The sequence below is a fragment of the Cupriavidus sp. 01T418 genome (assembly GCF_056398885.1).
Map to the genome: position 1 here is coordinate 140,608 of NZ_JBFTQG010000013.1, position 22,861 is coordinate 163,468.

Here is a 22,861-nt window from a genome sequence, read left to right on the forward strand (position 1 = left end):
CCTGCTCTCCTGCCCTTTCGCGTGTCCAGCCTCAGCCCGGTCCGCTCTCCGCGCCGGTATGTTCCACCGCGTACTTCACCAGTTCGGCGCGGCCTCCGATGCCTAACTTGCGCCGCAGGTTGAGCCGGTGCGTCTCGATGGTGCGCACCGACACGCCCAGCGCGGCGGCGATGTCCTTGTTGGCCTGTCCCCGTCCGATGCAGTTGAGAATATCGCGCTCGCGCGGAGTGAGGGCATCGAGCGGTCCCGCGGCAGGCGTCTGCTCGGCCATGCGGCGGGCAATGCGGGCGCTGTAGAAGACGCGGCCGGCCAGCACGGCGGCAATGGCAGCCATCAACTCGTCGGCGGGCGCATCCTTGAGCACATAGCCGCGCGCGCCGGCGCGGATGGCCTGGCGCACGTATTCGAGGTTGTCGTGCATCGATACGATCAGCACGGCCAGTTCGGGATAGTCTTCGTGCAGGGCAGCCGCCAGTGCGATGCCGCCCATGCCGCGCATGCCGATATCGGTGATCACCAGGTCCGGCATGCGCTCGCGGCTGGCTTGCGCCAGCCAGGCCAGCGCGGCCTCGCCGTCGTCGGCTTCGCCCACCACCGTGAGTTCAGGCTGCAGGCCCAGGCGCAGGCGCATGCCGTCGCGCACCAGCGCGTGGTCGTCGATCAGCAGGACGCGGGCGGGAGCTTGGGTCATGAGCCGGTATTTCCAGAGCGTCCAGTTAGGTCCTGGGGTCCCTGCCGGGGTTTGGCGGGCACGGCCGGCAGCGCGGCGCTCAGCCGGGTCGTGCCCGGCCCGGAGGCGATATCGAACTCGCCGCCCAGCGCACCGACGCGTTCGCGCAGGTTGCGCAGGCCGATGCCGCGCTCGGGATCGTGCTGCATGCGCGCCACGTCGAAGCCGGCGCCGTCATCCTGCACCGTCAGCCGGGTGGTGTCGGCATCGAACGCCAGCACCAGCGTGACATGGCGTGCGTGCGCATGCCGTTCCACATTGGTCAGCGCCTCCTGCGCGATGCGGAACAGGGCGGTGGCCTGCTCGTCGGCCAGTTCGCGCGGCTTGCCGATGCGCGATACCTTGATCTGCAGACCACTGCCTTCCTGCATCTCCCGGGCGAGATACTCGAGCGCGGCGAACAGGCCGAGATCGTCCAGCAGGGCGGGGCGCAGGTTGCGCGCCACCCGCCGCACTTCGTTGAACACGGTGTCCAGGCGGACCAGCGCCGTGCCAAGCACCGGCGCCACCGAGGCGCCTTCGGCCGGCGCCATGCACAGGCGGTTGGTGGCGGTCTCCAGCAGCAGCTTGACCGACACCAGCAACTGGCTGATGCCGTCATGCAGCTCGCGCGACAGGCGCGCGCGCTCCTCTTCCTGCGACTGCACCACGCGCTGGGCCAGTTGCCGCAGCTTGGCGTCGGCCTCGCGGTGCTCGCTGACATTGAGGGCCAGCCCGCTGGCGGCGACCAGCAGGATGCTGATCGCGGCAATCACGCCGATCCACGCCATGGTTTCGCGGATATCGGTCTCGGCCCGCGCATCGAGCTGGCGCAGCGTGCGTTCGACGTCGTCGAGGTAGATGCCGGTGCCGAGCATCCAATTCCACTCCGGTATCGCGACCACATAGCCAAGCTTGGGGGCCAGTTGCTGCGAAGACGGCTTCTTCCACAGGTAGCGCACCGACCCGCCGCCCGCCCGGGCCGCGGCGATCAGCTTCTGGATGGTGAGGGCGCCCTGTGGGTCGCGCATGCTCCACAGATCCTGCCCCACCAGTTCGGGCTGGCGCGGATGCATCAGATTGCGGCCCTGCAGGTCGTAGAGGAAGAAATAGCCATCGGGGCCGTAGTCGAGGCGAGCCAGCGCCTGCATGGCGGCATCGCGGGTGGTGCCGTCCTTGCCACCGGACTGCACCATCGGCGCGATCACGCTTTGCGCCAGTTCTACGTAGTGGCGCAGCTCGGTTTCCTTGCTCTGCAAGTAGGCCGCCTCGACCAGCAAGCGCTCATGGTGCGCCAGTTGGGTGGCCTGGTAACGCACGGCCAGGGCGATGCCGAGCATGGCGACGGCGAGCGGCGCGACGGCCAGCAACAGGATCTTCTGACGAAGTTTCATCGATACGGGGTAAACACGGACGCCTCGCAAGCGGCATGCGAGCGTCGATCTACGTAGTAACACGCAGCATTGCTGCGTAGTTCCGCGCTTGTGCCGCCAGGGACGGGTGTCAATACTACACGCCAGACGCGCGAGCGCTGGCTTCGGCCGCGGTTTGCATGCGTCCTGCGCAGTGGGTGCGCCCAGCGACTTTGCTGGCCGCATCGCCCGCCTGCGACGACGGAACCGGAATTTGCGAGACACACAGGGCGCCGACGAAGCCTGGCGGGGTGCCACCCGACTTCTTCGCCCGCCGCCATCCGGGACATCAACCGCGTGTCCCACTCGCATGCCGGCCCTGCTGCCGCCGGCCTCCAATAAATAGTCTGAGGAGACCCTCATCATGAATCGCATCGGGCAACACCTGGTGTGGCTGGCCGTCGCCATCCTTGGCGCCTTCGCCTTTGCCACCGTTGCACTGTCGCGCGGCGAAGCCGTCAGTGCCTTGTGGATCGTGGTCGCCGCGATCTGTATCTATCTGATCGCCTACCGCTACTACAGCAAGTTCATCGCCGAAAAGGTGATGCAACTCGATCCCGGCCGCATGACGCCTGCCTGGCGCCACAACGACGGGCTGGACTACGTTCCGACCAACAAGGCGGTGCTGTTCGGGCACCACTTTGCCGCCATTGCGGGCGCGGGCCCGCTGGTGGGTCCGGTGCTGGCCGCGCAGATGGGCTATTTGCCCGGCATGCTGTGGATCCTGGCGGGCGTGGTGTTTGCCGGCGCGGTGCAGGACTTCATGGTGCTGTTCATCTCCACGCGCCGCGACGGCCGCTCCCTGGGCGACCTGATCAAGTCCGAGATGGGCACGATACCGGGCATGATCGCGCTGTTCGGCTGCTTCATGATCATGATCATCATCCTCGCGGTGCTGGCGCTGATCGTGGTGAAGGCGCTGGCGGACTCGCCCTGGGGCACCTTCACGGTGGGGGTGACGATTCCGATCGCGATCTTCATGGGTATCTACACGCGCTACATCCGCCCGGGCCGCATCGGTGAGGTGTCGGTGATCGGCTTCGTGCTGCTGATGCTCGCCATCATCGGCGGCCAGCATGTGCATGAAAGCGCCGTGCTGGCGCCGCTGTTTACCTACGACGGCAAGGCGCTCACGTGGATGCTGATCATCTACGGCTTTATCGCCGCCGTGCTGCCGGTGTGGCTGCTGCTGGCCCCGCGCGACTATCTGTCCACTTTCCTGAAAATCGGCACCATCATCGCGCTGGCCATCGGCATCCTGATCGTGGCGCCGGAGCTGAAGATGCCGGCGTTCACGCAGTTCGCCAAGGGCGGCGGGCCGGTGTGGTCGGGCAACCTGTTCCCCTTCCTCTTTATCACCATCGCCTGCGGCGCGGTCTCGGGCTTCCACGCGCTGATCGCCTCGGGCACCACGCCCAAGCTGCTGGAAAGCGAAGCGCACATGCGCTTCATCGGCTACGGCGCGATGCTGGCTGAGTCCTTCGTCGCCATCATGGCGCTGGTGGCCGCCTCGGTGATCGAGCCGGGCGTGTACTTCGCCATGAACAGCCCGGCGGCCGTGATCGGCACCTCGCCGGAATCCGTGGCGCAGGTAGTTTCGGGCTGGGGCTTTGTCATCACCCCCGACGTACTGATCCAGACCGCCAGGGACGTCGGCGAAAACTCCATCATCTCGCGCGCCGGCGGCGCGCCCACGCTGGCCGTGGGCATCGCCCACATCCTGCACCAAGTGGTGGGCGGCCAGGCCATGATGGCGTTCTGGTACCACTTCGCCATCCTGTTCGAGGCGCTGTTCATCCTGACCGCGGTGGACGCTGGCACCCGCGCCGGCCGCTTCATGCTGCAGGACCTGCTGGGCAGCTTCGTGCCCTCGTTCCGCCGCACCGACTCGCTGCCGGCCAACCTGATCGCCACCGCGCTGACCGTGGCGTTCTGGGGCTACTTCCTCTACCAGGGCGTGGTTGACCCGCTGGGCGGCATCAACACGCTGTGGCCGCTGTTCGGCATCTCCAACCAGATGCTGGCCGCGGTGGCGCTGGTGCTGGGTACCTGCGTGCTGGTGAAGATGAAGCGCGGCCGGTACGCCTGGGTCACCCTGGTGCCCACCATCTGGCTGCTGATCTGCACGCTGACCGCCGGCTGGCAGAAGCTATTCGACGCCGACCCCAAGGTCAGCTTCCTGACCCACGCGGCCAGGTTCAGCGACGCCATTGCCCAGGGCAAGGTGCTGGCCCCGGCCAAGTCGATGGAGCAGATGCACCGCATCGTCTTCAACGACTACCTGGACGCCGGCCTGTGCGCGCTGTTCATGTTCGTGGTGCTGTCGATCGTGTTCTACGGCTTCAAGACGGCGATGAAGGCCCGTTCGGTGAACCGCCCGACCGACAGCGAGACGCCGTTCGAGCCGATGCCCGCATCGGCCTCGGCGCAGCATTGAGTTCGCGCCGCAGCCATCGGCAAGAGCAAACCCGACATCAGCGATCAGGAGGTGCATCATGCTTGAGCAACTTGGAACCATGGGACGCTACCTGGGCCAGTCCCTGCGCCTGATGGTGGGTTTGCCGGACTACCAGACCTATGTGGCCCACATGGAGTCCACCCACCCGGAGCGCAAACCCATGAGCTACGAGGCGTTCTTCCGCGAGCGGCAGGAGGCGCGCTACGGCGGCGGGCAAGGCAAATGCTGCTGAATCAGTAATCTCCGCGTGACATTGCAAACGGGCCGCCACAAAGCGGCCCGTTTGCGTTTACACAACGTTTCCCCAGCGGTTACAGGGCCTTACACGTGGTTACAGCAAGTCCGCGGCTACCTCTCTACACTTGCGCCATATTTCGCTAATCCAAGGAAGAAGAACATGTCTCGGCACCCCGTTCGCAGTTTCACCCTGGCCATCGCTCTGGCGGCATCCGCGCTGCCGGTGTTTGCGGGCGATATGAATAATGCCCTCGGTGGCGCGCTCGGCGGTGTCGCCGGAGCGGCGGTCGGCGGCGCGCTTGGCGGCTCCACCGGTGCCGTGATCGGTGGCGCGGTGGGCGGCGGCGCAGGCGGCGCGGTCACCTCCAACCGCCGCGAACGCACGGGCGCCATCATCGGTGGCGCGCTGGGCGGCGGCGCAGGTACGGCAGCGGGCAACGCCATGGGCGGCCGCACGGGCGGCCTGCTTGGCGCGGCGGTGGGCGGCGGCGCTGGCGCCGCGCTCGGCGGCAATGTCTCGCGCAGCAACTCTTATGCGGACGAGCGCGCCCGCGGTTATCGCGACGATCACTACCAGCGCAGCGGCTACAAGCGCAAGCACGGCCACGGCCATCACGATCACGACGACTGAACTGCCGGACGTGACGGGGGCGTTGCTCCCGCGCGCGGGCGGCCGGTGCGCATTGCCGGCAAGACAAACGGGTCACTTACGGCCCGTTTTTTTATGCCTGCAACCGCCATGGCCGGTGACAGGAGGGAAGGAGAGCCATGGGCGGAGCCATCATCTGGCCGTATGATGAACGCAGCACCCAAAAACAAACATGCCCGTACCGGCGCGGTACGGGCATGTCCTCCGATAACTACGGAGAGTGAGCTTTCGCTCCCTCCCCGCCGGCCTGTGGAGATCAGCCGAAAGGGGTGAAATCGCCCCAGGAGGCGATTTCCAACGACAGGCGACGCTTACAGGGTAGCTGCGCCGTCGCTGAATACGTCGAACTTGCCAATCTTGGCGCCGTCGGTGTACGGGTCGAACTTGCCGGTGCGGGCACCGTCGGTGAAGGTGTCAAACTTGCCGGCCTTGCCGCCGTTGCTGTAGACCGAGGTCTGGGTGGTGCGGGCGCCATCCGTGAAGGTGTCAAACTTGCCGGCCTTGGCGAAAGCGGGCGCGGCGGTCAGGGCGGCGGCGAGCGTGGCGGCAGCGGCGATCAGGGCGTAACGTTGGTTTTTCATGACTGAATCCTTTCCACAGGCAGGACGCCTAGTCTTCTCAGCAGCCTTCGCTGCAATGCGGCATCCGATGGCCCAATACTAGGTGTTTCCCTGATATGAATAAAGATTGCCACCGGCAATGATTAGTTGTAGTTTTGGCAACAAACAACCCACTTCCCGTAAAAGTTCGCGGGCAAGACTGGAGACTATGTCATGGACCGGCTGCAATCGATGCGCGTCTTTTCCAAAGTGGTCGAGCTGGGCAGCTTTGCTCGTGCAGCGCAACAATTGGAAATGTCCAATGCGGTAGTGACGCGTTATGTGGCCGACCTGGAGAGCCACCTGGGCACGCGATTGCTCAATCGCACCACCCGCAGCCTGTCGCTGACCGACGCCGGTGAGACCTATCTGCAGCGTTGCCAGCAGATCCTGGAGGATGTGGAGGAGGCCGAATCGGTAGTAACGGCGCGCAGCCAGTCGCTCTCGGGCACCTTGCGGCTGGTGGCACCGGTGATGTTCGGCCTGCACCTGTTGCCGGCCACGCTGGCCCGTTTCCAGGCGCTATATCCGGATGTGGTGTTCGACGTGCTGTTATCGGACCGCATCGTCGATATCGTGGAAGAAGGGCGCGACGTGGGCGTGATGCTGTCCGACCTGGGGCTGGGCTCGCACCTGGTGGCGCGCCCGCTGATCGCGGCGGAGATCATCCTGTGCGCCTCGCCCGGCTACCTGCGCCAGCACCCGCCGCTGCGCAACGCGCAAGAGTTGACCAATCACCGCTGTATCGCCATGCGGCTGCCCACCGCGGAGCATGAATGGACGCTGTCGGGCCCGGAGGGCGAGGTGACGGTGCCGATCCGCCCGGGCCTGCTGTGCAGCAATGCCGAACTGGCGCACCAGGCGGCGCTGGCCGACATGGGCGTGGCGATGTTGTCATCCTACCTGGCGAGACCCAATATCGAAGCCGGGCGGCTGACGCATATCCTAACGCAGTACCAGTTGCCCAAGCGCGATGTCAGCGTGGTCTACCCCAGCCGCAAGTTCCTGCCGACCAAGGTCCGCGCCTTCATCGACTTCCTGCTGGTAGAAGGCAAGATCCGCACCCAGGAAGGGTAAGGGACGCGCGGAACCGGCGGCTTGCCGGTTCCGCGGCAACTCACTCCTCGGCGTCGGCCGTGGCTTCGCCGCCGGCGCGCGACTTGCCGGTAGCGCGCTTGGCTGCCGCCTTCTTGGCTGCCGGCGCCTTCTTGGCCGCCGCTGCCTTCCTGGCCGGTGCCTTGGCCTTGCTCGCCGTTTCGGCCGCCTCGCTCTCGCCGCCAGCCTTGGCGGCCGCGGTCTTGGCGGCAGCGCCCTTGGCAGCGGTCTTCGCCCCTGCCTTGGGCTCGCGGACTTCGAACTCGAAGCCGATCTTGCCGTCCGGCTGCTTGACCAGGAAGGCCTTGAAGTTGCGCCCGGTACGCGACGACTTGAAGCCCGTCAGCAGGTCGGTGCGTCCCGCGCCCAGCAGCTTGCCGATCTGCTCGCGCGAGATTTCCTGCTGCAGGATGATCTTGCCGGTGGTGAAGTCGCAGCTCTTCGGATTGGCTACCGAGTTCTCGCACACATACTTCATGCCGTGCTCGAACACCGAGCCACCGCACTTGGGACAAGTGCCAACCGGCTCCTGTGCGCTGAAGTCGACCGGCTCGCCGTCGTTGTCGTCGTCGTTCTGGCCGAAGTCGAATTCCATCTTGTAGTGGCCTTCGTCGTCCTTGCCGAGCTTCAGGATGGCGGCAAAGGGCCTGCCCATCTTGCTGCGGAAGCCTTGCAGCGGACCGATTTCCTTCTTCAGCAGCAATTCTTCCACTTCGTCGATCTCGAACTGGCGGCCGCCCGGGATCTTGCTGATCGAGAATTCGCACGCGGTGCAGGCAAAGCGGCGGTAGTTCTCCTTGACCTGGCTGCCGCACTGCGGGCAGGGGGTGGCCAGCGTGGCGTACTCGCCCGGGATGGTGTCGCTGTCGTACTCCTTGGCGCGCTTGACGATCTGCTGCGTCATCTGCGCGATCTCGCGCATGAACTCGTCGCGCTTCAGGCCGCCGCGCTCGATCTGCGACAGCTTGTGCTCCCATTCGCCGGTCAGCTCGGCCTGGGTCAGTTCCTGCACGCCCAGGCCGCGCAACAGCGTCATCAGCTGGAAGGCCTTGGCGGTGGGAATCAGCTCGCGGCCTTCGCGCACCAGGTATTTCTCGGCGAGCAGGCCTTCGATGATGGCCGCGCGCGTGGCCGGCGTGCCCAGGCCCTTGCCGGCCATGGCCTCGCGCAGCGCGTCGTCATCCACCAGCTTGCCGGCGCCTTCCATGGCGGACAGCAGCGTGGCTTCGTTGTAGCGCGCGGGCGGCTTGGTGGTCAGGCCGACGCCGTCGACCTTGTCGACCTTGACGCGTTCGTCCTTGGCCACCGCCACCAGGTTGGCTTCGTCGCCCTGGGCTTCGCGGCCGTAGACCACCAGCCAGCCCGGATTGACCAGGACCTTGCCCTCGGTCTTGAAATGATGGCCCGCCACCTCGGTGATGCGGGTGGTGACCTGGAACTCGGCCGCCGGGAAGAACACCGCCAGGAAGCGACGCACCACCAGGTCGTAGAGCTTCTGTTCCGGCTCGGACAGGTTCTTCGGGGCCTGCAGCGTCGGGATGATAGCGAAGTGGTCGCTGATCTTGCTGTTGTCGAAGATCTTCTTGTTCGGCTTGATCCAGCCGCTGGCCAGCACCTTCTTGGCATGCGGCAGGTAGTTGGGCGAGCTGTCGGCCAGCATGTCCATGGTCTGCTTGACCGTGTCCAGGTAGTCCTCGGGCAGCGCGCGGGCATCGGTACGCGGGTAGGTCAGCACCTTGTGCTTCTCGTACAGCGCCTGCGCCAGGCCGAGGGTGTTCTTGGCCGAGAAGCCGAAGCGCGAGTTGGCCTCGCGCTGCAGCGTGGTCAGGTCGAACAGCGCCGGCGACTGCTGCGTCGACGGCTTGGACTCCTCGGTGACGGTGCCGGTCTTGTCGCGGCATGCCACGACGATGCTCTTGGCCTCGGCCTCGCTCCACAGGCGCGACTCGCGCGCTTCGGGATCGAACTCGTTCTTCTTGAACTTGGGGTCGAACCAGCGGCCTTCATACAGCCCGGCGGCGGCGATGAACTCGGCGCGCACTTCCCAGTAGTCGCGCGGGACGAACTTCTTGATCTTCTCCTCGCGCTCCACCACGATCGACAGGGTCGGGGTCTGCACCCGCCCCACGGTGGTCAGGAAGAAGCCGCCACCCTTGCTGTTGAAGGCGGTCATGGCGCGCGTGCCATTGATGCCCACCAGCCAGTCCGCCTCGGAGCGGCAGCGCGCCGCGTCGGCCAGCGGCAACATTTCGGCGTCTTCGCGCAGCCGCGCAAAGCCGTCGCGGATCGCCTGCGGCGTCATGGACTGCAGCCACAGGCGCCGGACCGGCTGCCTGGCCTTGGCCTGCTGCTGGATCAGGCGGAAGATCAGTTCCCCTTCGCGCCCCGCGTCGCAGGCGTTGACCAGGGCGGTGACGTCCTTGCGCTTGATCAGGCGGTTGAGCACTTTCAGGCGCGATTCGGTCTTGGCGATGGGGCGCAGATCGAAGTGCGGGGGAATCACCGGCAGGTTGGCGAAGCTCCACTTGCCTCGCTTGACCTCGTATTCGTCAGGGGCGGCGATTTCAACCAGGTGGCCGACGGCCGACGAAAGTACGTAATCGTCACTCTCGAAGTATTCGTCATGCTTGGTAAAGCCCCCGAGGGCACGGGCTATATCGGCAGCAACCGATGGCTTTTCCGCGATGATGAGGGCTTTTGACATGGATCGGGTCCTTGCTGGCCGCACTCCGGCGGCCTGCGAATTATTGCCACTAGGGGCTCTGCGCTATATGTAAACAGCGAGCTCGGGGCTTTGAGGCGCCAATAATAAGCGCGGTTCCAACAGCGGTGCAAGCAAGCACGCCGCCGGCGCCTCCGTCTGACAGCCTTTGCCGGCATCCGGGCCAGGCCCGCCGCGGGTCTGCCGGTTCCTTTTTCGACAGCGGGTCCCGGCTTCACAACCCGCCCGGACGCCACTGTCAGCCGTCGCTGGCACCTTGCGCCAGCCAGTCCAGTACCTCCGGCACCTCGGCCCCGGCCGCCACCGGCATGGCGCCGCCGCGAGCCAGCATACGCTCAAGCAACGCGATGTGCGGCAACAACGTACCGTAGAACTGCGGGCGGCCACCTGCGGCCGGCTGCACCAGCACCGTGGGGAAGTTGTCGATATCGAGGTCGCCCAGCTGGTCAGCATGGGTTTCGATATCGATCCACACGAAGCAATCGCCTGGAAAGCGCGCAGCCAGGGCCGTGAACTCCGCCAGGTAGGTGCCGCACGTACCGCACCAGGCCGCGCACAGGCAGGCCACCAGACGGCCTTGCGGCCGCGCTGCCAGCGCCTGGGCGATCGCGGCCGGGTCCTGCTCTGGAAAGTAAACGGTCATGGCGGGATAAACATGAGCCTTTTCAGGCACGGGAATTCGTTTGATTGTAGCGGTCGCCGCGAAATCCGTATGCCGACGCGTCCTCCGCCTAGTGTCCTGAATCTGAAATTCGTCGAGAAAATAAGTCTGCCGAGAAGGCGTGCGAGCCTAGGAACAAAGCGCAGCAAGGCTGGAGCCTTGCGAGCATTTGTGACGACGGATCGTGCGTCTTATCGGCAGACTTATTCGACGAATTTGTGATTCAGGATACTAGCTGACCCGGCGAAAGCAATTACCCGGCAGCCGCTCCACGGCGCCCGCCAGTTCCAGGGTCAGCAGGGCGGCCGCCACTTGTTCCGGCGGCAGGGCGGTGCGGGCGCACAGCGCATCGAGCGTGACGGGGTCGTGGGTCAGCGTCAGGCCGAGGACGTCGTCCAGCGCCGGCATTGGCGCAGGAGGCACCGGGCGGGCGCCGACGCTGCCCCAACCGAGTTCTTCCAGCACGTCGTGCGCGGTTTCCACCAGCTTGGCGCCCTGGCGTATCAGCAGGTGGCAGCCCTTGGACAGCGGCGCATGGATCGAGCCGGGAACGGCGTAGACTTCGCGCCCCATCTCGGCAGCCAGCCGCGCCGTGATCAGCGACCCGGAGCGCGCCGCCGCCTCCACCACCAGCACGCCGCGCGCCAGCGCCGCGATGATCCGGTTGCGTTGCGGGAAGTGATGGCTGCGTCCCGGCGCGCCGAGGGGAAACTCGCTGACGATGGCGCCATGGGCCGCGATGCGGTGGGCCAGTTCGCGATGGCGGGCGGGATAGACCAGGTCGGCGCCCGTGCCGATCACCGCCACGGTGCCGCCTATGCCAGCCAGCGCGCCGTCATGGGCAGCGCCATCGATCCCCAGCGCCAGTCCCGACACCACGGCCAGCCCGGCATCCGACAGCACGCGGGCGAAGCGCCGCGCATCCTCGACGCCCTGCACCGTGGCGCTGCGCGCGCCGACCATGGCCACGGCCGGGCCGCCGAGCGCGTCCAGTCGGCCCTTGATGTACAGCACCAGCGGCGGGTCGGAAAGATCCAGCAAGGGGCGGGGATAAGCCGCGTCAGCCAGCGTCACCACATGGTTGCCGGGCTCGGCGGCCCAGGCCACAGTGCGCTCGACCAGCGCCAGGGTGGCGGCGTCGGCCGGGGCCAGCAAGGCGCGCGCATGTTTCTCGGGAATGACGGCCGCCAGCGCGCTGACGCTCTGCGCCAGCAGTTGGTGCGGCAGGCCGAAGATGGCCAGCAACTGGCGCAGGACGCCGGTGCCAAGGCCGCGCGCGGCAGTCAGCCGCAGCCACGCTTCGATGTCGGCGGCGTCGCGCGTGGTGGCCGGCGCCTGCACCGCCTCGGTGCAGGCTGCTGCCCGTCCGGTCAACGCGGCGAAGTCACGCTGTCGCCGACCTCGATCGCGTTCGAGGCGTCGGTGACCAGCGCATAGGCCACGCCGGGGAACACCCGGAACACGAAGGCCAGGCCGTAGCGCTCGTCGGGCAGCTGGACGGCGCGATTGCCGTCGGTACGATCGCGCACCACCTCGCCGGCGCGGGAAAGCGCAACCACGTGGCCGGGCTCGAGGCCTGCGGCGGTGCCGAGGTTGAGCACCACCACCTGCTTGGCACCGCCAAACTGCACGCCGCCATAGACCGCCGCGACGCGGCCGTCGAGCATGACGTCCGGCGCGCGCGGCACGTAACGCATCTGCTCTTGCGCGGGCTGGGGCATCAGCAAGGTCCCAGGGCCCATTTCCTGCCTGGCCTGGGTGACCTTGACGGTGGTCACCGCGTCCAGGCCTTGCGGCTGGCGCGACACGTGGACATTGCCCTGGTACTCGGCCTCATAGCCCAGCACGCTGCCGGTGACCGGGTCCTTGACCGGCTTGACCGGCTTGAAGGCCTGCCAGTCGCTGCCGGCCAACGCCTCGGGCTGGGAGATGCCGCGTGCATAGGCGGTATCGCCCATGGCCAGGTAGACCCGCGACTCGGGCAAGGCGATAATGCGTGCAGCGCTCGCCAGCGTTCCCTCGTCCACCACCAGCGGGCGGATCAGGAAAGGCTCGATGTCCCTGGCGGCAATGCTGGCGATGGCGCCGTCCGGGCCAGCCTCGCTGCGCACGCCCGGCGTGAGCCGAACCGTGCCACCGGCGTCGGGGCTGGTCGAGAGCCAGGCGCGCCCGTCGCGCTGGATCAGGTACAGGACCTGACCGGGATAGATCAGGTGGGGATTGTGGATCTGCTGCTGGTTCATGCCCCACAGCTCGGGCCAGCGCCAGGGCTGGCGCAGGAAGTGGCCCGAAATCCCCCAGAGCGTGTCACCCCCGCGCACGACATATTGCTGTGGCGCGTCCGCAGCCAGGTCGGCGGCGGGTATGCCTTGTTGCGCGCTGGCAGTGGCCTGGGCCCGTTGGGCAAGGGTGACAGTAAGCTCGGCGGCATGCATTGGCGCCCCCGCGGCGGCAGTGACGCCTGCCGCACACAGCATCCAACGGGCAAACGCGTGCAGCCTGCGGCCCGGCGCCGCCTGGTGTTCTTTGGTAAGATCGCGCATTTTCTCGTACCGACTGGCAGAACAGCCGGATTGACCCTGTAGAGCGCGCCCGCTGCGGTGCGCCTTGAATTTTTGTACTTGCGCCCCGATTCTGCATGTAAACACCCGTAGCCGCAACGCGGGCTCGCATGTGTGAACGGTGGGCGTTGCGCCCCAGCATCATGGCTAAACTCGATATCCTGACCTACCCCGATCCCCGCCTGCATATCGTGGCAAAACCGGTTGCCGTGGTGGACGACCGCATCCGCAAGCTGGTGCAGGACATGGCCGAGACCATGTACGAAGCCCCCGGCATCGGCCTGGCAGCGACCCAGGTGGACGTGCACGAGCAGGTGGTGGTGATCGATATCTCCGAGACCCGCGACCACCTGCAGGTCTTCATCAACCCGGAAATCGTCTGGTTCAGCGAATCCCGCGAGATCTCGGAAGAGGGCTGCCTGTCGGTGCCCGAGGTCTACGACCGCGTGGAACGCCCGGACCACGTGCGCGTGCGCGCCCTCAACGAAAAGGGCGAGGCCTTCGAAATCGAAGCCGACGCGCTGCTGGCCGTGTGCATCCAGCACGAGATAGACCACCTTAAGGGCAAGGTCTTCGTCGAGTACCTGTCGCCGCTCAAGCTCCAGCGCATCAAGGCCAAGCTGACCAAGCTGCACAAGCGCGAACGCACCCGCATGTAAGGCAGCCGCGGCCGGCCGCCCCGGCACCGGTCTGCTATCGTATTGCTTCCCGATGAATCAAGTTGCCGGCCGCTGATGCGGCCGGTGCCGCTTTATGCCGGAGCGCCCCATGTCCCAAGCCGCAAGCCCAACCCAAGCGCTGCGCGTTGCCTTTGCCGGCACACCCGAATTTGCCCGCGTGGCGCTCCAGGCCATCCATGAGGCCGGTTTCTCCGTGGTGGCGGTGCTCAGCCAGCCCGACCGACCGGCGGGCCGCGGCCTGCAGTTGCAGGCCAGTCCGGTCAAGCAGTATGCGCTGGAGCATGGCCTGGGCCCGGTGCTGCAGCCGCGCTCGCTGCGGCGCAACGGCAAGTACCCCGAAGAGGCCGGTGCCGCCGTGGACACGCTGGCGCAGATCGCGCCGGATGTGATGGTGGTGGCAGCCTACGGGCTGATCCTGCCGGCCGACGTGCTTGCGTTGCCGCGCCACGGCTGCCTGAACATCCACGCCTCCCTGCTGCCCCGCTGGCGCGGCGCGGCGCCCATCCACCGCGCCATCGAGGCCGGCGACGCGCAAACCGGCATCACGCTGATGCAGATGGACGAAGGCCTGGACACCGGGGCGATGATCCAGGGCGAAACGGTGCCGATCGGGCCCGATGACACCACCGGCACGCTGCACGACACGCTGGCCGCGCTGGGCGGCCGCATGGTGGTGGACGCACTGCGCCGCCTCGCCGCCGGCCAGCCGCTGCCCGGCACGCCGCAGCCGGCCGAGGGCGTCACCTACGCCGGGAAGATCGCCAAGGAGGAAGCGCCGCTGGACCTGCGCCGCCCGGCCACGGCGCTGGCCAGCCAGGTACGCGCCTTCAATCCCTTCCCAGGCGCCACCGTGCAGATCGGCCAGACCGTCATCAAGTGCTGGCAAGCGCAGGCGCTGGCGGCCGCAGCCGGCCAGCAGCAGGCCCCGGGCACGGTGCTGGCCGCGGATGCCGACGGCGTGGTGATTGCCTGCGGCGAAGGCATGCTGCGCGTGACCGAGCTGCAAAAGCCGGGCGGCCGCCGCCTGCCGGCACAGCAGTTCCTGCAGGGCATGCCGCTGCCGCCAGGCACCCGCTGCGCGGCGCCCGAAGGCACGGCATAATCGGCACATGGCCGCCGCCCATCCACCAGCCAGGTCCCATGCTCGGTATTACTGACTTCCCCCTGTTCGTCGGCGCGGTGTTCCTGCTCAATGTGACGCCCGGCCCCGATACCGCCTATATCGTCGGACGCAGCGTGGCGCAGGGCAGGGCGGCGGGCGTGGCCTCGGCGCTCGGCGTGAGCGCCGGCTGCTGCGTGCACTCGCTGGCCATTGCCTTCGGCCTGACCGCCTTGCTGGCGGCCTCGGCCTCCGCCTTTACCGTGATCAAGTTTGCCGGAGCGGCCTATCTGGTGTGGCTCGGGCTGCGCCTGATCTGGCAGCGGCCCGCATCCTCCGAAGCCGGTGCGGCACCCGCCGCGCAACCGGGCGCGCGCGGCCTGCGCGCCTTGTTCATGCAGGGCTTCCTGACCAATGTGCTGAATCCGAAGGTGATCCTGTTCTTTATTTCCTTCTTTCCGCAGTTCGTCGACCGCCATGCCGAACACCAGGCCCTGGCATTCCTGGCGCTGGGCGGCGTCATGGTGGTGATGTCGACGCTGTGGAACGGCCTGGTGGCCTGGATGGCTGGCACGCTGACCCGCCGCGCCAGCGAAGTGCCCCGCCTGAAGTGCTGGCTGAATCGCATTGTTGGCACCGCATTCATCGGGCTAGCGGCTCGCCTGGCGCTGGCCCAGCGATAAGGCTGCTCTTTTTTTAAGCAGCCTGCGGTTGAATTTCCGCCCGCGGGTACCATCTAAACATCACCGCGCCGCGTTATGCGTGATGCGTGATGCGTGATGGCGCGCGCGAGGATGATTTTTTCGGAGATCACGACAATGTTCAACTGGGTCAAGACCTTCATGCTGATGGCAGCCATCACGGCGCTTTTCATCGTCATCGGCGGCATGATCGGCGGCCGCAGCGGCATGATGTTCGCGCTGGTCATGGCGCTGGGCATGAACTTCTTCTCGTACTGGTTCTCGGACAAGATGGTCCTGCGCATGTACAACGCGCAGGAAGTCGACGCGAGCACGGCGCCGCAGTTCTACGGCATGGTGCAGGAACTGGCGCAGCGCGCCCAGCTGCCGATGCCGCGCGTGTACCTGATCAACGAGGACGCCCCCAATGCCTTCGCTACCGGCCGCAATCCGGAGCATGCTGCCGTCGCCGCCACCACCGGCATCTTGCGCGTGCTGTCGGAGCGCGAGCTGCGCGGCGTGATGGCGCACGAACTGGCTCACGTGCAGCACCGCGACATCCTGATCTCGACCATTGCCGCCACCATGGCCGGCGCGATTGCCGCACTGGCCAACTTCGCCATGTTCTTCGGCGGACGCGACGAGAACGGCAACCGCTCCAACCCCATCGCCAGCATTGCCGTGGCGATCCTGGCGCCGCTGGCGGCCTCGCTGATCCAGATGGCCATCTCGCGCGCACGCGAATTCGAGGCCGACCGGGGCGGCGCCACCATCAGCGGCGATCCCCAGGCGCTGGCGATGGCGCTCGACAAGATCCACCGCTATGCGCAGGGCATTCCGTTCCAGACCGCGGAAGAGCACCCCGCGACCGCGCAGATGATGATCATGAACCCGCTCTCGGGCAGCGGCATCGCCAACCTGTTCTCGACCCACCCGGCCACCGAGGAACGCGTCGCGCGGCTGATGCAGATGGCCCAGACCGGGGTCTACCCGGTTTAAGCCGCCCTTTGTCCCAGGCGCCGGCCAGCCGGGCGCAAAAACGCCGGCCCTGGGCACATACAGGGTAAACTGCCCGCCGTGCTTCCCTTCGAAGCGGCGGGCAGTGTTTTTTTCCGGCCCCGCCCGGCCTTGCCGCCAGTCCTCGCCGCTTGCGGCTTGCCTTTTGCCACCCCGTTTTACCGTCTCACTGCCTCACTGTCATGCGCCTGCCACACGAATCACTCGCCTTCCAGATGCTCGCCGCCGCGGCTGCCGTACGCGGCGTCAACGAAGGCAGCGCGCTGCCGCTGGCCATCGACAACGCCGCCGCACAGTACCGCCTGGAGCGCGTGCGCGACGCGGCCACGCGCGGCGCCTTGCAGGACCTGGCCTACCGCACCATGCGCCAGTTCGGCACGGCGCGCGCGCTGGTCACCAAGCTGGTGACCCGGCCGCCCGGCGCGCTGGTGGATTCCCTGCTGGCGGTAGCGCTGGCATTGCTGGTCGAGGATGAGCAGGGCGAGGGCGGCTATACCGAGTTCACCGTGGTGGACCAGGCCGTCAGCGCCGCCGCCTCCGAGCCAAAAACAGCGCATGCCCGCGGCCTGGTGAATGCCGTGCTGCGCCGTTTCCTGCGCGAGCGCAAGGCGCTGCTTGCCGAAGTGCACCAGGATGACGAAGCGCGCTGGAACCTGCCCGTGTGGTGGCTGGAGGCGCTTCGCAAGGCCTACCCGGACCAATGGAGCGCGCTGGCCGAAAGCGCCAATGTGCGTCCGCCCATGACCCTGCGCGTCAACACCGCGCGGGTCTCGGTCGCCGAATATCTCCAGCGCGTGGCCAACGCCGGCATGGCGGGCGTGGCCATCGGCCCGCAGGCGGTCAGGCTGGTGCGCGCCTTCCCGGTGTCGCAGATCCCCGGGTTTGCCGAGGGCGATGTTTCGGTGCAGGATGCCGGCGCGCAACTGGCCGCGCCGCTGCTCGACCTGGCCGACGGCCAGCGCGTGCTCGATGCCTGCGCCGCGCCCGGCGGCAAGACCGGCCATATCCTGGAACTGGCCAAGGTCGAGCTGACCGCGCTCGAGAGCGACGGCCAGCGCGCGGCGCGCATCGACGAGAACCTCGTGCGCCTGGGACAGCAAGCCACCGTGGTGGTGGGCGACGCGAGCCGTCCGCAGGACTGGTGGGACAACCGCCAGTACGATCGCATCCTCGCCGACGTGCCGTGCTCCGCCTCGGGCATCGTGCGCCGCCATCCGGACATCCGCTGGCTGCGCCGCGAGGTGGACATTCCCCGCCTGGTGACCGAGCAGCGGCGCATCGTGTCGCAACTCTGGAGCCTGCTCAAACCGGGCGGCATCCTGGTCTATGTCACTTGTTCTATTTTCCCAACGGAGGGCGAAGAGCAGGCGCGCTGGTTTGGTGCGCAGCTACCAGATGCGATACGATTGCAGGCGCCCGGCCAGATGCTGCCCGGCAACAATGACCAGTTGGCCGGCGGCGGCAACGCCAGCCAGGATGGCCTGCCCACCGACCACGATGGCTTCTTCTACGCCCGCTTCCAGAAACGACCCTGACGGTCCCAATCGATCCCAATGCCGAGCCCGCTTCGCTTGTTCGTCTTTCGCGTCCCTGACGACAGTGCGTACGTGCCCGTGGCGGCAGGCGGCGCGATAGCCAGCCCTGCGCGCAGCGCGCGCGCGTGGCTGGCGTCCTGGTGGCTGGCGGCGACGATCGTGCTGGGCATGCTGATGGCGCTGATGGTCTTGCCGGGCACGGCGCGCGCGGATGGCATAGAAGTCAATGAGGCGCGCATCGAGTACCAGGATGGCGGCTTCGACCTGGCCGCCAGCTTCGATTTCGATTTGCCCCCGCAGCTCGAGGATGCGCTGAACAAGGGCATCTCGCTGTATTTCGTGGTCGATTTCCAGCTCACCCGCCCACGCTGGTACTGGTTCGACGAAAAACCGGTCAATGCCAGCCGCAGCGTACGGCTGTCCTACCATCCCCTGACGCGCCAGTACCGCGTTTCCACCGGTGGCCTGCAATTGCCGTTCATGCGGCTCAAGGGCGCGCTGCAATTCATCCAGCGCGTGCGCGGCTGGCGCGTGTTCGAGCGCAACATGGTCAGGCCCGGCGAGACCTACCAGGCCGAAGCGCGCATGCGCCTGGACCTGACGCAACTGCCCAAGCCGTTCCAGGTCAACGCGGTCAACACGCGCGAGTGGAACCTGACATCGGAGTGGCGCCGCTTTAATTTCACCGTGCCTACGGAGTTCCCGCCGCCCGCGCCGCCGCCGCCAGTGGTGCCGGTACCCGTGCCGCCTCCCGTGCCGGGACCGGCGTCCGCCGCGTCCGCGGCGGTGGCCAGCGAAACACGCGCGGTACCGTTCGCGCAAACCGTGTCGACCGTGCTCTCCCCCAATACCTTGGTGCAGCCGGCAGCGAGCCAGCCATGAGCACCGCCCCCAGCCTGTGGGACAGCCGTTTCCGGCGCGTGCTTTACCGCATCGTGGCTGGCATCATCGTGTTCCTGGCACTGGTGCTGGTAGCACTGCTGGCCGGCGCCTCGGCCAACACCGAGTTCTTCGACCGGTATTTCACGCTGCTGTTCAAGATCAACCTGGTGATCGGTGTCCTGCTGGTGCTGATCATCGGGGCGCTGGCGCTGACCTTGTGGCTGCGCTACCGCCGCGGCAAGTTCGGCACGCGGCTGATGACCAAGCTCGCGGTGTTTTTCGGCGTGGTGGGCGTGCTGCCCGGCGTGCTGATCTACCTGGTGTCGCTGCAGTTCGTTTCGCGCAGCATCGAGTCCTGGTTCGACGTGCGCGTGGAGACCGCACTCGAGGCCGGCCTGAATCTTGGCCGCTCGACCATCGACAGCGCGCTGTCGGACCTGCAAGGCAAGGCGCGGCTGATGGCCGACCAGCTCACCAGTTCGTCGAATGTCGCGACCTCGCTGCAGCTCAACCGGCTGCGCGAGCAATATGGCGTGCAGGAAGCCGCCATCTTTACCGGCAGCGGCCGCGTGATCGCCACCGCCTCGACCAACTATGCCTCGCTGGTGCCCGACCTGCCATCGGCCGTGCTGGCCGAGCAGGCGCGGCTGGCCGGCGGCTACGCCGCGGTGGAGGGGGGTACCGATCCGGCGGTCGATGGCCACCACCAGCCCGAGCGTAGCGACGGCAACCACTTGTACCGGCTGCGCGTCATCGTGCCGCTTGGCCCCGCGCCCACCGTGCAGACCAATGCGCAATCCCCGGCGGAGATCGCCGGCGGCCCCGCGGCGAAGCCGTCCCAGAACGCAGCCAGCCGCTGGGCCGGCTCGGGGCTGGCCGTGGAACGCCGCCCGCAGGATGCGGCGTCTTCCGGCTTCGGGCTGGTGGGCGACACGGTGCGCGAGGAGCGCTATCTGCAGGTGGTGCATCCGGTGCCGGCGGCGTTGGCGCGCAATGCCGACGAGGTCCAGCGTGCCTATCAGGAGTACCAGGAAAAAGCGCTCGGCCGCACCGGCCTGCGCAAGATGTATATCGGCACCCTCACGCTCACACTGTTCCTGGCGGTGTTTATTGCCGTGATGCTGGCGTTGCTGCTCGGCGGGCAGCTGGCGCGGCCGCTGCTGATGCTGTTGCAGGGGACCAAGGAAGTGGCCGAGGGCGATCTCTCGCCCAAGCGCGAGCTCAAGAGCCGCGACGAGCTCGGCATGCTGACCCAGCAGTTCAATATGATGACGCGCCAGCTATCGGAGGCGCGCATCGCGGTGGAGCAGAACCGCAGCGCGCTCGAGAAATCGACCGCGTACCTGGAAAGCGTGCTGCAGAACCTCACTGCCGGCGTGTTCGTGTTCGACCGTCGCTTCGTGCTGATCACCGCCAATCCCGGCGCCGAGCGCATCTTCCGCCAGCCCTTTGCCGGCGCGCTGGGGCAGCCCATCGACAGCATCCCGGTGCTCGGTTCGTTCGGCGGCATCGTGCGCCAGGCCTTCTCCGAGCAGACCACCAGTGAAATGCTGGGTGGCGCGCAGCACTGGCAAAAGCAGATCGAACTGCCGCAGGGCGACGAGCAACAGCCGCTCACGCTGCTGGTGCGCGGTGCGCGCCTGCCCGGCGGACGGGGCGACGAGCAGGGCGAGCCCGGCTATGTAGTGGTGTTCGACGATATCTCGGATGTGATTTCCGCTCAACGCTCGGTGGCCTGGGGCGAAGTGGCGCGGCGCCTGGCGCACGAGATCAAGAACCCCCTGACGCCGATCCAGCTCTCGGCCGAGCGCCTGCAGATGAAGCTCTCGCCGAAGCTGGAAGGTGGCGACGTCGACGTGCTCAAGCGCGGCGCCACCACCATCGTCAACCAGGTACAGGCCATGAAGCGCATGGTCGACGACTTCCGCGACTACGCGCGCACGCCGCCAGCGATGCTGCAGTCACTGCAGCTCAACAGCCTGGTGGCGGAAGTGCTGCACCTGTACGGCATCGACGACGCCGGCACCCACGAGCATGCCGTGATCCATCCGTCGCTGGCCGCCAGCCTGCCCGAGATCAAGGGTGATCCGACGCAGTTGCGGCAGGTGATTCACAACCTGCTGCAAAATGCGCAGGATGCCGTATCGGACAACGTTTCGGCGGCCAGAATGAGGCCCCATATCGCTCTGCACACCGAGACTGTAGAATACAAAGATTCTGCCGGCGAAGACCGGCAGGCCGTCAAGCTCACCATTGCGGATAACGGTCCTGGTTTCGCCCCGCGTATCCTTAGCCGCGCGTTCGAACCGTATGTGACCACGAAGGCCAAGGGAACCGGCCTGGGTCTTGCGATGGTGAAGAAGATTATTGACGAACACGGCGCACGCATAGAGTTGCGCAATCGCATGGAGGGCTCCGAGATCATCGGGGCGCAGATCTCCATCCTGTTCGTTAAACTGGCATAGTCAATGTGCGGCCCCAACCGGCAAGCCGCAGTGGGGTCAAGAGGGGAAGTATGGCAACCATCCTCGTAGTCGACGACGAAATGGGTATCCGGGAGTTGCTCTCGGAAATCCTCAGCGACGAAGGCCATGTGGTCGAAGTGGCAGAAAACGCGCAGAAGGCGCGCGAGTACCGCGCCGGCAATACGCCGGACCTGGTGCTGCTTGACATCTGGATGCCGGATACCGACGGCGTCACGCTGCTCAAGGAGTGGTCGGCCCAGGGCCTGCTGTCAATGCCCGTCATCATGATGTCGGGGCACGCCACCATCGATACCGCGGTGGAGGCGACCAAGATTGGCGCGCTGAATTTCCTCGAGAAGCCAATTGCCCTGCAAAAGCTGCTGTCCGCGGTCGAGCAGGGCCTGGCACGCGGCATCGAGCGTCCACGCGCAGGCGTGGCCGCCGGCACGGCATTGCCCGCGAACGGCAGTGGCGAAGGCATCGCAGCAGTAGCGGCGGAAATCGCCACGGAGAGCGTCAACGGCGCCCCGCAACGGCTGCCCGAAGCGGAGATGCACTTCTCCTTCGATATGCCGCTGCGCGAAGCACGCGACCTGTTCGAGCGCGCTTACTTCGAGTACCACTTGCTGCGCGAGCACGGCAGCATGACCCGCGTCGCCGAGAAAACCGGCCTCGAACGCACCCACCTGTACCGCAAGCTCAAGCAGCTCGGCGTGGAACTCGGCCGCAACAAACCGGAACCCGCGGAACAATAATACGGTGATGCGCGAAGCGCTTGACGGGGTCAAATAGCACTGCTATGATTTCGCTTCTTTGGCCCGGTAGCTCAGTCGGTAGAGCAGAGGATTGAAAATCCTTGTGTCGGCGGTTCGATTCCGTCCCAGGCCACCAGCATATTCAAGGGGTTACAGCGCTTTGCGTTGTAACCCCTTGTTCGTTTTTGCTTCCATGTAACTCGCTTGTCAGCGAATTCGGTCAATTCAACCGCACGCTGGTTGCTACGACTAGGCTTCGCAGCCTGATTTTTCTCCGAGCATCCACGCTCGAAGCTGAGCATCCGGAGTTGGTACGCCCGACTATCGGCGCTCTCCATCGCGGCATTCTTTTCGATGACGTTGCCGATGCCGAAGTCTCCCAAGAAAGGGAGGACCGACCTGCCGCTAAACTCGCTCTCCTTGTCGACCGCCTGGACGCAGCCTTGAACCTTAGCTTGTTCGAGTTGGATTTCACGGCAATTCATCGTCTTCCTTGGCGCCCGTAATTCTTCGTGGCACAGCCTTGCATGGCGAGCACGCAAAGGCCAATCACCAAAATCGACTTGTTCATGGAACACCTCCTCCCTGTTGTTGTTTGGAAAGGGTACGGTGTACGTCGGGTAGGCGCGCAACTGTGGCGCGGGC

19 protein-coding genes and 1 tRNA gene are annotated in these 22,861 nt (G+C 66.5%); 13 read left to right on the forward strand and 7 right to left on the reverse strand.

What is annotated here, in order from left to right:
- Positions 1 to 31: 31 nt before the first annotated feature.
- Together AC1DQ3_RS15990 and AC1DQ3_RS15995 are read right to left on the reverse strand one after the other, a co-directional pair.
- Positions 32 to 691, reverse strand: coding sequence for a response regulator (locus AC1DQ3_RS15990; RefSeq protein ID WP_477121148.1), 660 nt, complete (start codon positions 689 to 691; stop codon positions 32 to 34).
- A complete protein-coding gene (locus AC1DQ3_RS15995; RefSeq protein WP_477121149.1) occupies positions 688 to 2,103 on the reverse strand; it encodes a cache domain-containing protein in 1,416 nt (471 codons plus the stop codon). Before AC1DQ3_RS15995 ends, AC1DQ3_RS15990 begins: the two co-directional genes overlap by 4 nt.
- Before the next feature lie 382 nt (positions 2,104 to 2,485).
- Between AC1DQ3_RS15995 and AC1DQ3_RS16000 the strand changes: the two genes are divergently transcribed.
- The 3 genes from AC1DQ3_RS16000 (at position 2,486) to AC1DQ3_RS16010 (ending at position 5,447) form a co-directional block, all read left to right on the forward strand.
- The gene (locus tag AC1DQ3_RS16000; protein ID WP_477121150.1) at positions 2,486 to 4,558 is read left to right on the forward strand and encodes a carbon starvation CstA family protein; all 2,073 of its coding nucleotides are present in this window, start codon (positions 2,486 to 2,488) and stop codon (positions 4,556 to 4,558) included.
- Between the two features lie 58 nt (positions 4,559 to 4,616).
- Positions 4,617 to 4,811, forward strand: coding sequence for a YbdD/YjiX family protein (locus AC1DQ3_RS16005; RefSeq protein ID WP_477121151.1), 195 nt, complete (start codon positions 4,617 to 4,619; stop codon positions 4,809 to 4,811).
- Between the two features lie 165 nt (positions 4,812 to 4,976).
- Positions 4,977 to 5,447 carry a hypothetical protein gene (locus tag AC1DQ3_RS16010; RefSeq protein WP_477121152.1) on the forward strand — a complete coding sequence of 157 codons (471 nt, stop codon included), beginning with the start codon at positions 4,977 to 4,979 and terminating at the stop codon, positions 5,445 to 5,447.
- 329 nt (positions 5,448 to 5,776) lie between these two features.
- On the opposite strand, the gene AC1DQ3_RS16015 is transcribed toward AC1DQ3_RS16010, so the two are convergent.
- Positions 5,777 to 6,046, reverse strand: a complete 270-nt coding sequence (locus tag AC1DQ3_RS16015) for a hypothetical protein (protein ID WP_477121153.1) — start codon at positions 6,044 to 6,046, stop codon at positions 5,777 to 5,779.
- Positions 6,047 to 6,238: 192 nt separating this feature from the next.
- Here AC1DQ3_RS16015 and AC1DQ3_RS16020 point away from each other — a divergent pair, with 192 nt between their 5' ends.
- Positions 6,239 to 7,141 (forward strand): LysR family transcriptional regulator, encoded by a 903-nt coding sequence (locus AC1DQ3_RS16020; protein WP_477121154.1) that lies wholly within the window; start codon positions 6,239 to 6,241, stop codon positions 7,139 to 7,141.
- A 40-nt stretch (positions 7,142 to 7,181) separates the two neighbouring features.
- Here AC1DQ3_RS16020 and AC1DQ3_RS16025 read toward each other — a convergent pair whose 3' ends face one another.
- The 4 genes from AC1DQ3_RS16025 to AC1DQ3_RS16040 form a co-directional block, all read right to left on the reverse strand.
- Positions 7,182 to 9,863 carry a DNA topoisomerase III gene (locus tag AC1DQ3_RS16025; protein WP_477121155.1) on the reverse strand — a complete coding sequence of 894 codons (2,682 nt, stop codon included), beginning with the start codon at positions 9,861 to 9,863 and terminating at the stop codon, positions 7,182 to 7,184.
- Positions 9,864 to 10,119: 256 nt separating this feature from the next.
- The gene (locus AC1DQ3_RS16030; protein ID WP_477121178.1) at positions 10,120 to 10,524 is read right to left on the reverse strand and encodes a thioredoxin family protein; all 405 of its coding nucleotides are present in this window, start codon (positions 10,522 to 10,524) and stop codon (positions 10,120 to 10,122) included.
- A 249-nt stretch (positions 10,525 to 10,773) separates the two neighbouring features.
- On the reverse strand, positions 10,774 to 11,916 hold the full coding sequence (gene dprA, locus AC1DQ3_RS16035; RefSeq protein WP_477121156.1) for a DNA-processing protein DprA: 1,143 nt from the start codon (positions 11,914 to 11,916) through the stop codon (positions 10,774 to 10,776).
- Positions 11,913 to 13,085, reverse strand: a complete 1,173-nt coding sequence (locus AC1DQ3_RS16040) for a LysM peptidoglycan-binding domain-containing protein (RefSeq protein ID WP_477121157.1) — start codon at positions 13,083 to 13,085, stop codon at positions 11,913 to 11,915. The genes dprA and AC1DQ3_RS16040 overlap by 4 nt, the downstream gene beginning before the upstream one ends.
- A gap of 161 nt (positions 13,086 to 13,246) precedes the next feature.
- On the opposite strand from AC1DQ3_RS16040, the gene def reads away from it, so the two are divergent.
- The 9 genes from def (at position 13,247) to AC1DQ3_RS16085 (ending at position 22,352) form a co-directional block, all read left to right on the forward strand.
- Entirely contained in the window at positions 13,247 to 13,762 is a 516-nt protein-coding gene (def, locus tag AC1DQ3_RS16045; RefSeq protein WP_477121158.1) for a peptide deformylase, read from the forward strand.
- A 109-nt stretch (positions 13,763 to 13,871) separates the two neighbouring features.
- Positions 13,872 to 14,885: a methionyl-tRNA formyltransferase gene (gene fmt / locus AC1DQ3_RS16050; protein WP_477121159.1), complete on the forward strand. Its 1,014-nt coding sequence runs from the start codon at positions 13,872 to 13,874 to the stop codon at positions 14,883 to 14,885.
- Positions 14,886 to 14,923: 38 nt separating this feature from the next.
- Complete coding sequence (locus tag AC1DQ3_RS16055; protein ID WP_477121160.1) at positions 14,924 to 15,565, forward strand: LysE family translocator; 642 nt, start codon at positions 14,924 to 14,926, stop codon at positions 15,563 to 15,565.
- 135 nt (positions 15,566 to 15,700) lie between these two features.
- Complete coding sequence (gene htpX, locus AC1DQ3_RS16060) at positions 15,701 to 16,561, forward strand: zinc metalloprotease HtpX (RefSeq protein WP_477121161.1); 861 nt, start codon at positions 15,701 to 15,703, stop codon at positions 16,559 to 16,561.
- Positions 16,562 to 16,761: 200 nt separating this feature from the next.
- Positions 16,762 to 18,114 (forward strand): 16S rRNA (cytosine(967)-C(5))-methyltransferase RsmB, encoded by a 1,353-nt coding sequence (rsmB, locus tag AC1DQ3_RS16065; protein WP_477121162.1) that lies wholly within the window; start codon positions 16,762 to 16,764, stop codon positions 18,112 to 18,114.
- Between the two features lie 18 nt (positions 18,115 to 18,132).
- Positions 18,133 to 18,996, forward strand: coding sequence for a DUF4390 domain-containing protein (locus AC1DQ3_RS16070; protein ID WP_477121163.1), 864 nt, complete (start codon positions 18,133 to 18,135; stop codon positions 18,994 to 18,996).
- Positions 18,993 to 21,461, forward strand: coding sequence for a sensor histidine kinase (locus AC1DQ3_RS16075; RefSeq protein WP_477121164.1), 2,469 nt, complete (start codon positions 18,993 to 18,995; stop codon positions 21,459 to 21,461). Before AC1DQ3_RS16070 ends, AC1DQ3_RS16075 begins: the two co-directional genes overlap by 4 nt.
- Before the next feature lie 50 nt (positions 21,462 to 21,511).
- The gene (locus AC1DQ3_RS16080; RefSeq protein ID WP_477121165.1) at positions 21,512 to 22,216 is read left to right on the forward strand and encodes a response regulator; all 705 of its coding nucleotides are present in this window, start codon (positions 21,512 to 21,514) and stop codon (positions 22,214 to 22,216) included.
- A 60-nt stretch (positions 22,217 to 22,276) separates the two neighbouring features.
- Positions 22,277 to 22,352 (forward strand) — tRNA-Phe (locus AC1DQ3_RS16085).
- Positions 22,353 to 22,861 lie beyond the last annotated feature (509 nt).